Source organism: Ruicaihuangia caeni (assembly GCF_029952955.1).
In the GTDB taxonomy this organism is placed as follows: Bacteria; Actinomycetota; Actinomycetes; order Actinomycetales; family Microbacteriaceae; genus Ruicaihuangia; species Ruicaihuangia caeni.
Genome location: NZ_JASATX010000007.1, coordinates 14265 through 26468, shown reverse-complemented (window position 1 = coordinate 26468; position 12204 = coordinate 14265). Strand labels below are relative to the sequence as shown.

Here is a 12204-nt window from a genome sequence, read left to right as displayed (position 1 = left end):
CCACCGAGGCCCAAAAGGATGCGACGAGGGCGCTACCGGAGCGCGAAGCGGCGACGTAGCGTGAAGGCACTGGTCGCGATGCCGCGCCCTTCCTCGGACACCGCAGGGCCTCGCGACGCCCCGACAAAGGCGCGCCGATCCGGTACGCCGACAAGGAGGATCCATTGCTCCCAGTGCTTCCCTCAGCCGCCGATCTGCGCGACCTGACGAACCACCGAGACCAGCCTCTGGTCTCGATGTATCTACCCAGTTCACCGATGCCCCGCGAGACCGACAATACGAGGGTGCTGTTCCGCAGCACGGTCGACCAGGCGAAGCGTCGGCTCGCGGCATCCGGTGTGGATAAGGATGTCGTCGAACAGATCATCGCGCCGCTCTCCGAGCTCGAATCGGACAGCGAGTTCTGGCGGCGGCAGGCGCATACGCTCGCGGTGTTCGCCGGAGCGGGCGTGCTGCGCGCATTCCGATTGGTGAACCGCCTGCCTGAGCGCCTATCGATCGGCGACCGCTTCGACATCGGCGCGCTGCTGCGCGCGACCACCTTCGCCAATGCCGCCTACGTGCTCGCCCTCACCGAGGGCGATGTGCAGCTCTACGGCATCTCGCGGGAGGAACCCACTCGGAAGCTCGAGCTCGACCTGCCCGACGACCTTCACACGGTGCTCGAGATCGCCGTGAACGAGGGCAGGTTCGACCGCCAGCGCGCCCAGGGCGCCAATGGCGACCGCACGGAGCAGCAGCGCTTCGCCCGCATTGTGCAAGACGCTGTGCTCGAGCGGGTCAACGGCTCAGAGTTGCCGCTCATCCTCTCGGCGAGCCCGAAGTTCGAGTCGGCCTACCGCAGCGTCAATACCTACCCCCACCTGCTGGAACGGAGTATCGAGCCGAACCCTGAGTCACTCACGGGAGCCGACCTCACCGAGCGAGCCAGGATCGTGCTCGATGAGTTGCACCGCCAGCAGCTCGAGGAATGGCGCCAACGATACGAGCAGTACCGCGACCGCGACTGCGCCACGGGAGACCTCGGCCATGTCGCAAAAGCGGCGGCGGCGGGCGCGGTCGAGGAGCTGATGTTCGACATCGAAGCCGTGGTCGAGGGTTGGATCGACAGCGACGGCGCCCTCCACGTCGATGAGGGTGCGGGCGAGAACGCTGAAGTCGGCGAGGACGCGAGCGAGCTCATGGTCACGGATGCCGGTGCGCACGGCGGTGCGCCGCGGCTGAGCGTGCTCGACGACATCGCATGCCGGGTGCTCCGCGCGAGCGGCCGCGTCATCGCGGCGCGCGCGGAAGACTTGCCGAACGGGTCACCGGTGGCCGCGATGCTCCGATACCCGTTCTGACGGCGCGCTGGAGCTTGAAGCGACGGTCATCTCTGATCGTCGCCGCGACGCCAGCTCCGGGTGCCGTCCCGGCATCATCCGGACTCCGAGCCACCGAAAGAGAAGAGGCCGTCGCCCGATGGGCGACGGCCTCTTCTTCAAGAAGGTGTCAGCGGCGCAGGCCGAGACGCTCGATCAAGCTGCGGTAGCGGTTGATGTCGACGTCGGCGAGGTAGCCGAGCAGACGACGACGCTGACCGACGAGCAGCAGCAGGCCACGACGCGAGTGGTGGTCGTGCTTGTGGTGCTTCAGGTGCTCGGTGAGGTCGGAAATGCGCTTGGAGAGCACTGCGACCTGGACCTCAGGGGATCCGGTGTCACCGGGGTGGGTCGCGTACTCTTCGATGATCGCCTTCTTGGTCGCTGCATCCAGTGCCATAGGTGATCCCCTTCCTGCTTGTTGCGCGGCGCCGGCTCCCCGATGGAGTGGCTCTCTTTATCCGCGGCCGATCAAACGGCAACCCAGAGAGTTTAGCGCACTCGCCGCGCCTCCGGATCCGCTGTGCATCGGCATCCGCCGCCTTCTCGGTGCCACCAGAGCGGGCCACGGTGGGCTGTGACGTCCGAGCAAGAACGAGCACGCAAGGAGCAGACGATGGAGCAGTCGACGAATCAGCACCACGGCGGCAAAGACCCTCGCCACGCCTACTACGACAGCGGCTTCGCAAAGCAGCAGCAGACGCCGCCCGGCTCGACCGAGGCGATGGATCCGCGTCCCGACCACGGTGAGGAGAGCTATCGCGGCAGCGGAATGCTGACAGGGCGCAGAGCGCTCATCACGGGCGGCGACTCCGGAATCGGACGAGCGGTCGCGATCGCATTCGCCCGGGAGGGAGCCGATGTTGCGATCTCTTACCTGCCCGACGAGCAGCGCGACGCCGAAGACACGGGTCGCCTCATCGAAGAAGCCGGTCGCACTGCCTTGCTGCTGCCCGGCGACCTGCAGGACGAGGCGTTCTGCTCCTCCATCGTGACGCAGACGGTGGAGCGTCTGGGCGGGCTCGACACCCTGGTGCTCAACGCCGGATACCAGCGCAATCGGGACGGGATCGACACGGTGCCGACCGCGGATTTCGAGCGAGTGATGCGAACGAATGTGTTCGCTCCCGTCTTCATGGTGCGCGAGGCGCTCAAGCATCTGCAACCCGGCGCCTCGATCATCGTGACGGCGTCGATCCAGGGATTCAACCCGAGCCCATCGATCTTCGACTACGCCATGACGAAGTTCGCGCTCGTGGGATTCACGAGGGTGATGGCGGAGGATCTCGGACCGAAGGGCATCCGCGTCAACGCCGTGGCACCCGGCCCTATCTGGACGCCGCTCATCCCCTCCACGGGGTGGGACGAGAAACTCGAATCCTTCGGTCAGGACACTCCACTCGGGCGCGCCGGCCAACCGGCCGAGCTCGCGGGCGCCTACGTGTACCTCGCGTCCGACCATGCGAGCTACACGAGCGGCGCGATCCTGCCGGTCACGGGCGGCAAACCGCTCTAGCCCAAGAGCGCAGACCGGTGCCGGAATCGACGCGGTCGTGGGCGTCATCAACGAGTCGGTAGCGTGATCGCATGGCGCTCCTCCGAAAGTCAGCGAGCCCGGGTTCGACACGGCCCGTGGCCCTGGTGACAGGCGCTAGTGCGGGCCTCGGCCTTGAATTCGCACGCCAACTCACTGATCGCGGCTTCGATGTCGTGCTCGTCGCACGGGACTCCTCGCGACTCGAAGCGGTCGCGGCGGAGCTGCGTGGCCGCGGCGGGCGACCGGAGGTGCTCGTCGCCGACCTCGCCTCGCGCGACGGAGTCGACGCCGTTGCACAGCGGCTCCAGGCATCCGACCGTCCAGTGGAGGCGCTGGTCAACAACGCCGGCATGGGCGTGCGAGGAGCGTTCGACCGCACATCGCTCGGCGACCAGCAAGCGCTGCTCAACCTGCTCGTCACGGCGCCCATGCGACTCTCGCATGCCGCGCTGGGCGCCATGCTGCCCACCCGCCACGGCACGATCATCAATGTCGCGAGCATCGCGGGACTCACGCCCCGCGACAGCTACGGTGCCGCCAAGGCCTGGGTCATCAGCTTCAGCCGCTGGGCGCACGTCGAGTATCGCCGCGCCGGCGTCACGGTCACGGTGGTGCAGCCCGGTTTCGTCCGCACCGAGTTCCACGAGCGCATGCGCGTGCGCGACGACACTGTGCCGCGGTGGCTCTGGCTGAAGGCCGACCGGGTGGTGCGTGCCGCATTGCGGGCTGCGGATGACGGGCGGATGACGTGCACGCCATCGCTGCGGTACAAGGCCGTGGCCGCGCTCGTCAGAGTATTGCCGACCCGGCTCAGCGCTGCCGGCTCACTGCACCCCCGCTGAGCGCGGTTCACCTAGGGGGTCTGGCTGCCGTCAGGTGTTGAGGCGTGGTTCGCGAGACGTGATCCCGGCTTCAGAAGCGGCCGGCAAGCCGACCCGGGGCGTCCACCGTGAACCGCGAAGCGGGGGCCGATTCCGGCCCCCGCCCCAGGTCAGCGCTCCCGTCCCCCTGAACGCTGTGACCGCCCCCAGCGGATCTGTGAGTGTCACGCTACTCAGCTTCACCCACGCCACTGACCCCCATTTCGAGGGCCAGAGAACATGGCGTGTCTCGTTTGGAATGCGCCCGACGCGTGGTTCTTCACTCGCGGGTCAGGCCAAGGTCGGCACGATGACAACCTTGCCCCGAGCGTGGCGCGAGTCGAGCCGGCGATACGCGGCCTGAGCGTCATCGAGCCCATGCGCTGAGTCGATGCGCAGAGTCAGCTGCCCGTCGGCGACCTGGTGGGCGAGTAGCTCAAGCCCTGCAGGATCAGCGCGCTGCTGCCCCACACCGCGCACACCGAGGGCCTGAGCGTCTGCGGCGATGGTATTGATCCGGCCAGCATCCACGCCGAGAGCCAGCGCAGCACGGACGGTCTCCTCGCCCGCGTGGTCGAACACCACGTCGATGTCGTCGGCCGTCTCGAGCAGGCGCTCGGCGAGCCCTGGGCCGTAGGCGATCGGAAGGATTCCGAGCTCCTCGAGATACTCGACGTTGCCGGCGCTCGCGGTGCCGATCACACGCGCCCCGGCGAGCATCGCGAGTTGAGCGACCATGGAGCCCACTCCCCCGGCAGCGGCGCTGACCAGCGCCGTCATCCCGGGCGTGACCTGCTGCGATGCGACGATGTCCAGCGCCGTCTGTCCGACCGACGCGAGCCCGCCGGCACGAGGCCAGTCGAGCTCGGCCGGCTTTCGCGCGATCGAGGTCGCGGGGGCGATCGCGAAGTCCGCCACCCCGCCGAGCCGCACCAGGCCGAACACCTCGTCGCCGGGCGAGAAGCCTGTGACGTCCTCACCGACTGCATCGACCACGCCGGCGGCCTCGAACCCGATGCCGGACGGCAGCGACTTCGGGAGCGACGGCAGGAACTCCCCTCGCCGCACCTTCGAGTCAGCCGGGTTGAGGCCCGCGGCCTCGACCCGAATGCGCACCTGCGAGCGGCCCACTGCGGGAAGCTCCACCTCATCGAGGGCGAGCACCTCCGGTCCGCCGTACTCGTGGAACCGCACTGCTCTCGGCATCCGTCGGCCTCCGATCCACTCGGGGTGCGACTCGCCCGCGCTCACTTCAGAGGGGCGATGTCTCTTCCGAGACTATCCGGAGCCGTTGCGTCGGGCGCGTCATCGCGACATACAGTGACGCGGCGCCGCGCGTGCTCGCCCGGAGGATGCGTCGAGGCTCGGCGAGAACGACCGCGTCGAACTCGAGGCCCTTCGCCGCAGCGGGTGTCAGCACGGCGATCGGATGCTGGAGCGACTCGGTATCGGGCGCGACCAGCGGTCCGAACCTTGCGCGCAGGGCCGAATGCAACTCCGCGAGCAGCGACTCGTCGGCGATCACCGCCAAAGTCCCCGCCGAGTCAATGGCGCGGTCTGCTGCTACCGCATCGAGCACCGATTCGACGAGCGGGCCGGTGCTGCGGAGCACCTCGTGCTCAGCGTCGCGAACCGCGCGAGACGGCGTCACGGGCAGGCCCTGGGCTGTAGCGAAACGGTCCGCGAGCTCGATGATCTGGCGTGGCGTGCGGTAGTTCACGGTCAGCTGCTCGACGCGGAAGTCGTCGGTGAGCGAGCGCAGTGCGGTGCGCCAATCGGATGCCGCGGCGGCCGACGCCGCCTGCGCGATATCGCCGACGATCGTGAAGCTCCGCATGGGGCATCGCCGCTTGAGCATCCGCCATTGCATGGGCGAGAGTTCCTGCGCCTCATCGACAACGATGTGCCCGTAGGTCCAGGTGCGGTCGACCAGCGCCCGTTCCGCGGCGGTCATCCGGGCAGGCGCGTCGGCGAAGCCCTCGGCGAGCGCCTCAGCAGACACGCGACCCTCGACGCCCATGTTGCGGATCGCCTGCTCCGCGTTCTCGAGGTCGCGTCGGCGCTGCTCTTCAGCGGCTCGCCGCTCGGCTCCCGCTTTGACGTCGGCTTCACCCAGGAGTTCGGCCGCTTCATCGAGCAACGCGATATCGGAGATGGTGAGTTGGGATCCGCGCGGCCGGCGCAGCAGCGCGCGCTTCTCCGGCGACCAGCGCTGCGTGATGCTCGCCAGCCAGTTCGGGCGCGCGTAGAGGTCTTCGATCAGCTTCAAGGGTGTGAGGGGCAACCACGCCGTGTTGAGCACCACCTTCACATCGTGCGCGGTGCGCAGGTCTTCGAAGAGCAGCGGCATGTCGCCCTCGTCGACGACGTTGCCTCGCGCTCGCAGTTGAGCCGCGAGCTGGTTCGCGAGGGCTTTGAGAGCCGCGATGTTGAACGTGACCCTGGCGACGTTATGCGGACGCCTGGTGGCCCATGCTTCGCGCATCGCCCGCTCGATCAGCTCCGGAGCGATCGTGAGCCGTTCGCCATTGACGTCGATGTCTTGCGGCTCACGCGGCACCACCTGGCGGCTCTTGACAGCCCTACGGAGCAGGTCTGCCATCTCGTGCGAGCCCTTCAGCGCAGCGACCTCGGGCGCATCGTCATGCCGCGCTTCGATACCCGGGTAGAGCTGACCCACGCTCGAGAGCACGACGCCCGTCTCGCCGAGCGACGGCAGCACCTGCTCGATGTAGCTCAGGAAGCTGCGCGACGGTCCGACGATGAGAACACCGCTGCGGGCGAGTCGTTCCCGGTGCTCGTAGAGCAGATAGGCGGCGCGATGGAGGGCAACGGCCGTCTTGCCTGTGCCTGGTCCGCCCTGCACGACGAGCACGCCGCGATCCGCGCTTCGGATGATGCGGTCCTGCTCCGCCTGGATGGTCGCGACGATGTCGTGCATGCGACCAGTGCGCTGCGCCGTCAAGGCAGCAAGCAGCGCCGAATCGCCTCCGGCGGTCTCGTCGAGCAGGTCTTCATCGAAGACGTCGTCGGTGATCGATTGAACTGTGCGGCCCTTCAACATGAGATGCCGGCGCGCCCGCATGCCGAGCGGATGAGCGGCGGTCGCCTGGTAGAAGGCGCTGGCCTGCGGCGCTCTCCAGTCGAGCAGCACGGGCTCGCGGTCATCGTCGCGCAGGCCGATGCGGCCGATATAGCGTTCAGCGCCAGACTCAGTTGTCAGCTTGCCGAAGGCCAGCCGCTCATCGACCTCGCGCAACTGCGCGATGCGGTCGCCATAGACCCTCGCGAACGCGTCGCGTTCCGAGCGGTGCTGATGCGTGCCGCCGGGAGTCTGCCTGAGCACTTCCGACAGGGCGTTCTCGGCCTCGTTGCGCACCGCATCGAGGCGCTGGTACAGGGCTGCGACGTAGTCGCGTTCGCGCTCGAGTTCGCGGTTGGTCACACACACCTCGGTTTCGGGAAGGACGACAATTCTATCGGCATCCGGGCCCTGTCAGCGGTTCGTCTGTTTCAGAAAACCCTTGCCAAACCGCACGGGATCGCACATGATTGAGATACCAACTCGACCCCGGGAGATTCGCAGGCAGTGCCGCGAACACCGGGGTTGAGTGCTGTGTGGGCTGAGTAGCAGCGGGTCAGTGCCGAGTGAGCGGTGTCGGGTCAGCGCCGGTAGGCCGGCGCCTGCAATGCGCGGCGTGACGCCACGACAGCCCGGAGGAGCATCGCCTCGCGCTGCCTGAGTGCCTGCGTGTCGCCCTCGGCGAGCAGTCGCTGGCGCGTGAACGCGAGCTTGGTCGAGTACCCGATGTAGTCCTTCATCTGGCGCGCCAGCCCGTACCCGCTGGCCCAGGTCTGCGCGCGTCGACGGCCCGCCGGCGTTGCGAGCACCACGATCTCGGCCGGATTGAACCATCCGGCATCCGCGTACTCGGAGAGACGGGCGAGGGTCACATTGCGCTCCTGCTTGCGCAGATAGAGCACGAGCCCTACGCCGATGAGGAACAGGGGAACCTGCACGAGGGCGTAGTAGCCGAAGAAGTCCCAGACGAAGTAGAGCGCACCGTTCCAGAAGGCGTGCAGCAGCACCGCGGGCACGAGTCCGACGAGGAAGCCCCCGATTCCGCTCAGGATGCTTCTCGACTTGCTGGCGGCGAAGCCGATGGCGAACCCGGCGAGCGCGGTGAACATGACGTGCGCGAATGGAGACATGAAGCCGCGCATGAAGAACGTAGCGGCGACATCGGCAAGGCCGTCGCCCTCGACCATGACCACACCGAAGTACTGGATGTTCTCGGTGAAGGCGAACCCGGCCGCCGTGAGCGCCGCGTACACGACCCCATCGACGGGGCCGTCGAAGTGGCGGCGGGCGAACACGAACACCAGCAGCACGCCGAGGCCCTTCGCGACCTCTTCGACGATGGGCGCCTGCACGGTCGCCTGGAAGAACTCGAACCGGCCGTCGTCTCCTCCGATTCCGGCGATGACGTTCTGGACCTCGCTGTCGATCAGCAGAGCGATGAGCACTGAGACGCCTGCGCCCCAGAGGAAGGCGAACAGTTGTGCGAGCTTGGGCTCGGGCTCCCAGCGGTCGATCCAGCGCACCGCGAGCACCACGATCACGAGCGGGACGAGCGCCAGCAGGGACGCCGACATGAGGCCCGCGACGCCGAACACCGCGGCGAGATAGCTGAACACGATCAGCAGGGCCACCCCGCCGATGAGCACGCCGATGACGCCGGCTGCGATGAGCCACGGGTGCGATTGCGGCCTCTGCGCGAGGACCGGTTGCGCGACCCCGTTGGCTCCCTGGCGCACGTCGAACGGCGCGCTGCGCACCGGTTCGACCGCGGGATCCACCCCTCCAGCGTAGTGATTTTCGTCCGGCTACTATCTGCCCATGGATGAGAGCCGGAGCCCACTGCCCCATGAGACCGAGCCCGAGCGCATCGACCGCAACTGGAACGAGATCCTGCAGGAGTTGCGCGTCACCCAGACCGGCACGCAGATCTTCGCCGGGTTCCTGCTCACCCTTGCCTTTCAACCCCGCTTCGCGGAACTCGACGCATTCGACCGGTATCTCTACTTGGGGGTACTGATCGCCGCGATTGCGAGCACGGTGCTCGCGCTCGCCCCTGTGAGCATGCACCGAGCGCTCTTCCGCCAGCGCGCCAAGCCGATGATCGTGAGATTCGCGAACTTCGCGCTGAAGACCGTGCTCGCGCTCATCTCGCTGGTGCTGATCGGGACGGTGCTGCTCGTCGTCGATCTGGTGACGAACCGCACAGCGGCGATGATCGCAGCGGGAGGAATGCTCCTTCTCGTGCTTGTCGCCTGGCTGCTGCTGCCCTGGATCACCAGGCTGCGGCGAGCGCAGCGCGACTGAGCGCCGCCGCCGGGCGCCGCGGTCGTGACCGACGTACTGTGTCGGCATGGCTGCGGCGCGCGAGCAGACCGTCGATGTCGGCGGCAGATCTCTCCGGTTCACGAGTCTCGACAAAGTGCTGTACCCCTCCGCCGGCACCACCAAGCGGGAGGTCCTCGAGTACCTCGAGGCGATCGCGCCGGTGATGCTGCCGCACCTTGTCAATCGGCCGGCGACCCGTAAGCGCTGGCCGCACGGCGTGGGCACCGCCGAGGCGCCGGGTGAATCGTTCTTCCAGAAGAACCTCGACCGTTCCACACCCGAGTGGGTTGCACGGCGCACGCAGCAGCACCAGGACCACAGCAACGACTATCCCCTGGTGAACGATCTGCCCACACTGCTGTGGCTCGGCCAGATCGGCGCGCTCGAGGTGCATGTGCCGCAATGGCGGTTCGGTGACCGGCATCCGCTCTCGCCCGATCGTCTCGTGCTGGATCTCGACCCGGGCGAGGGCGCCGACATCTCGCACTGCGTGATGGTCGCGAAACTGCTCCGGGAGCGACTGGCCGACCGGGGTTTCGATCCCTTCCCAGTCACGAGCGGCAGCAAGGGCATTCACCTCTATGCCGCCGCGGATGGCAGTCGCACGAGTGACGAGCTCACCGACCTCGCGCACGAAGTGGCCGAGCAGTTGGAGGCCGAGCGACCAGACCTGGTGGTCTCCAACATCCGCAAGGCCAAGCGCGAGGGCCGGGTGTTCGTCGATTGGAGCCAGAATCGCGCGAGCAAGACGACCGTGTCGCCGTACTCGCTCCGTGGACGCGCGCGCCCTTGGGTCGCCGCGCCCCGCACTTGGGAGGAGCTCGACGACCCGGACCTCAAGCAGCTCGAGTTCCGCGAAGTGCTCGAGCGCGTCGAGCGAAAAGGCGACCTGCTCGCGAACCTCCCCTGACGCTCCGGTGCCGCACGGCGCGCGCCGTCGGCATCCGCGGCCGAACTGCTCGTGATCACCAACGCCGAGCGGATGCCGACGCCACACGCTCGGGGTAGCGTGCAGCTACGGCCGGTAGCCGCCGCCGTCGCATCGAGGAAGGTGAACACGTGAAGGAATACGACATCAGCGCCGACGAGCAGCGCGAGGTCGACCTCTCGGAGGAGCCGGCCGAGCCAACTGCTCCGCCCACTATCGACCCCGATGAGAAGATCGAGGCCGAAGAGCCGGAGGATGAGGGCGGCGATGACGACGCCCGACCGCTGTGACAGCGAACGGCGCCTGACGAAAACGAAAATGAACGCCCCGGAACCGCTTCTGGCGGTCCGGGGCGTTCGTGCGTGTCGGTGTGGCCGGTGACTGGAGACGGCCCCACCGACACGCAGCCTCAGCGCTGGAGACCCAGCGGTGAATGCCGCGACGCTGGTTCTCAGCGCTGCGCGTCGTCCTGAGGAAGATCGAGCACACCCGTCACGGGCATGATGCCGCTGAGCCGCTCGGGCTGGAGCACACGGGCGACCTCCTCGGCTTCCATCAAACCGGCTTCCACCACCAGGTCGGCGATCGAGGCGTTCGTTGTGAGCGCCTGGTTGGCGAGGGCCGCCGCCGCGGCGTAACCGATGTACGGGGTGAGCGCGGTGACGACGCCGACGCTCGAACCCACCTGCAGGGCGAGCCGATCGACGTTCGCGGTGATGCCGTCGACGCAGTTCAGGCGCAGCGTGTGGCACGCGTTCGCCATCCAGGCCAGAGACTGCATGATGCTCGCGGCGATCACCGGTTCGAAGGCGTTGAGCTGCAACTGGCCGGCCTCGGAGGCCGCGGTGACGGTCGCGTCGGCACCGATGACCGAGAACGCCACCTGGTTCACCACCTCGGGGATCACCGGGTTGACCTTGCCCGGCATGATCGATGAGCCGGCCTGCATCTTGGGCAGGTTGATCTCACCGAGCCCCGCCTGCGGGCCGCTGGAGAGCAGACGCAGGTCGTTGCAGATCTTCGAGAGCTTCGCCGCCGAGCGCTTGAGCGTGCCGGAGAGCGTCATGAAGACGCCGGTGTCGCTCGTCGCTTCGACCAGGTCGGTCGCGGTCTTCACTGGCAGGCCCGTGATGTCGGCGAGGTGCTTGCGCACCGTCTCCGCGTAGCGCGGGTCGGCCGTGATGCCGGTGCCGATCGCCGTCGCGCCGAGGTTGAACTCGAGCAGGAACGGGATGACCTCGCGCAGGCGGTCGCGATCCTCGGTGAGCGTGGTGGCGAAGCCGCGGAACTCCTGGCCGAGCGTCATCGGCACGGCATCCTGCAGCTGTGTGCGGCCGACCTTGAGCACACTGCGGAACTCTTCGCCCTTCGCGGCGAACGAGGCGATCAGCAGTTCGTGCTCGTGCAGCATCCGCTGCAGCGAGAAGATCATCGCGAGCTTGATCGCGGTCGGGTAGACGTCGTTGGTGCTCTGGCTGCGGTTGACGTCGTCGTTCGGGTTGAGGTACTGGTACTCGCCGCGGCCGTGGCCCATGAGCTCGAGTGCGCGGTTGGTGATGATCTCGTTGGCGCACATGTTGGTGCTGGTGCCCGCACCGCCCTGAATGACGCCGACGACGAACTGGTCGTGCAGGGCACCACCGATGATCTCTTCGCAGACCTGATCGATGATGTCGGCCTTCGCAGGCTCGAGCACCCCGATCTCCTTGTTCGCGCGGGCGGCCGCCTGCTTCACCATGGCGAGCGCCTTGATGAGGTTGGGGTGGTTGCTGATGGCTCGACGCGTGATGGGGAAGTTCTGCAGCGCGCGGGCGGTGTGGACGCCCCAGTACACATCGGCGGGGATCTGCAGCTCGCCGAGCGAGTCACGGTCGGTCCGGGTCGGCCCGGCCGGGTCGTGCAGCCGCTCGGTGGCGCGCTCGGGTCCGGTCGTCTTCACCAGGCTCTCATCAGGCTCCAGGGACGGCTCGTCGAAGGGCTGCGAGGCCGAGGTCATCAATGCGATCTCCTTTGACAGTGAAACCGGACGCAGTAGCGCGTCCCTCCACTCTGCCCCTTCGCCACCCGGGAGTCATTATCCACCCGGTACAAACGCCCCGGAGGGCATTGTA

11 protein-coding genes are annotated in these 12204 nt (G+C 67.6%); 6 read left to right on the top strand and 5 right to left on the bottom strand.

The annotated features are described in order from the left end of the window. Positions 1 to 173 precede the first annotated feature (173 nt). Entirely contained in the window at positions 174 to 1343 is a 1170-nt protein-coding gene (locus QF206_RS12085) for a baeRF11 domain-containing protein (RefSeq protein ID WP_281489557.1), read from the top strand. Positions 1344 to 1491: 148 nt separating this feature from the next. Here QF206_RS12085 and rpsO read toward each other — a convergent pair whose 3' ends face one another. Continuing rightward, the gene (gene rpsO, locus QF206_RS12080) at positions 1492 to 1761 is read right to left on the bottom strand and encodes a 30S ribosomal protein S15 (protein WP_281489496.1); all 270 of its coding nucleotides are present in this window, start codon (positions 1759 to 1761) and stop codon (positions 1492 to 1494) included. Positions 1762 to 1977: 216 nt separating this feature from the next. Between rpsO and QF206_RS12075 the strand changes: the two genes are divergently transcribed. Beyond that, positions 1978 to 2877, top strand: coding sequence for an SDR family oxidoreductase (locus QF206_RS12075; protein WP_281489495.1), 900 nt, complete (start codon positions 1978 to 1980; stop codon positions 2875 to 2877). A gap of 71 nt (positions 2878 to 2948) precedes the next feature. Further along, entirely contained in the window at positions 2949 to 3740 is a 792-nt protein-coding gene (locus QF206_RS12070) for an SDR family NAD(P)-dependent oxidoreductase (RefSeq protein WP_281489494.1), read from the top strand. A gap of 309 nt (positions 3741 to 4049) precedes the next feature. On the opposite strand, the gene QF206_RS12065 is transcribed toward QF206_RS12070, so the two are convergent. From QF206_RS12065 to QF206_RS12055, 3 genes are all read right to left on the bottom strand, one after another. Beyond that, a complete protein-coding gene (locus QF206_RS12065) occupies positions 4050 to 4964 on the bottom strand; it encodes an NADP-dependent oxidoreductase (RefSeq protein ID WP_281489493.1) in 915 nt (304 codons plus the stop codon). A gap of 46 nt (positions 4965 to 5010) precedes the next feature. Next, a complete protein-coding gene (locus QF206_RS12060) occupies positions 5011 to 7203 on the bottom strand; it encodes a HelD family protein (RefSeq protein WP_281489492.1) in 2193 nt (730 codons plus the stop codon). 218 nt (positions 7204 to 7421) lie between these two features. Next, positions 7422 to 8618: a PrsW family intramembrane metalloprotease gene (locus QF206_RS12055; protein ID WP_281489491.1), complete on the bottom strand. Its 1197-nt coding sequence runs from the start codon at positions 8616 to 8618 to the stop codon at positions 7422 to 7424. A gap of 40 nt (positions 8619 to 8658) precedes the next feature. Between QF206_RS12055 and QF206_RS12050 the strand changes: the two genes are divergently transcribed. The 3 genes from QF206_RS12050 (at position 8659) to QF206_RS12040 (ending at position 10383) form a co-directional block, all read left to right on the top strand. After that, positions 8659 to 9144, top strand: a complete 486-nt coding sequence (locus QF206_RS12050) for a DUF6328 family protein (RefSeq protein WP_281489490.1) — start codon at positions 8659 to 8661, stop codon at positions 9142 to 9144. A 46-nt stretch (positions 9145 to 9190) separates the two neighbouring features. Further along, on the top strand, positions 9191 to 10075 hold the full coding sequence (gene ligD, locus QF206_RS12045) for a non-homologous end-joining DNA ligase (RefSeq protein ID WP_340309602.1): 885 nt from the start codon (positions 9191 to 9193) through the stop codon (positions 10073 to 10075). A gap of 149 nt (positions 10076 to 10224) precedes the next feature. Further along, positions 10225 to 10383 carry a hypothetical protein gene (locus QF206_RS12040; RefSeq protein WP_281489489.1) on the top strand — a complete coding sequence of 53 codons (159 nt, stop codon included), beginning with the start codon at positions 10225 to 10227 and terminating at the stop codon, positions 10381 to 10383. A 161-nt stretch (positions 10384 to 10544) separates the two neighbouring features. On the opposite strand, the gene QF206_RS12035 is transcribed toward QF206_RS12040, so the two are convergent. Further along, entirely contained in the window at positions 10545 to 12089 is a 1545-nt protein-coding gene (locus tag QF206_RS12035; protein ID WP_281489488.1) for an aspartate ammonia-lyase, read from the bottom strand. Positions 12090 to 12204 lie beyond the last annotated feature (115 nt).

Coding starts and splice junctions, on each gene's coding strand:
- rpsO (WP_281489496.1), bottom strand. CDS start 1,761: ATGGCACTGGATGCAGCGACCAAGAAGGCGATCATCGAAGAGTACGCG.
- QF206_RS12075 (WP_281489495.1), top strand. CDS start 1,978: ATGGAGCAGTCGACGAATCAGCACCACGGCGGCAAAGACCCTCGCCAC.
- QF206_RS12070 (WP_281489494.1), top strand. CDS start 2,949: ATGGCGCTCCTCCGAAAGTCAGCGAGCCCGGGTTCGACACGGCCCGTG.
- QF206_RS12065 (WP_281489493.1), bottom strand. CDS start 4,964: ATGCCGAGAGCAGTGCGGTTCCACGAGTACGGCGGACCGGAGGTGCTC.
- QF206_RS12050 (WP_281489490.1), top strand. CDS start 8,659: ATGGATGAGAGCCGGAGCCCACTGCCCCATGAGACCGAGCCCGAGCGC.
- ligD (WP_340309602.1), top strand. CDS start 9,191: ATGGCTGCGGCGCGCGAGCAGACCGTCGATGTCGGCGGCAGATCTCTC.
- QF206_RS12035 (WP_281489488.1), bottom strand. CDS start 12,089: ATGACCTCGGCCTCGCAGCCCTTCGACGAGCCGTCCCTGGAGCCTGAT.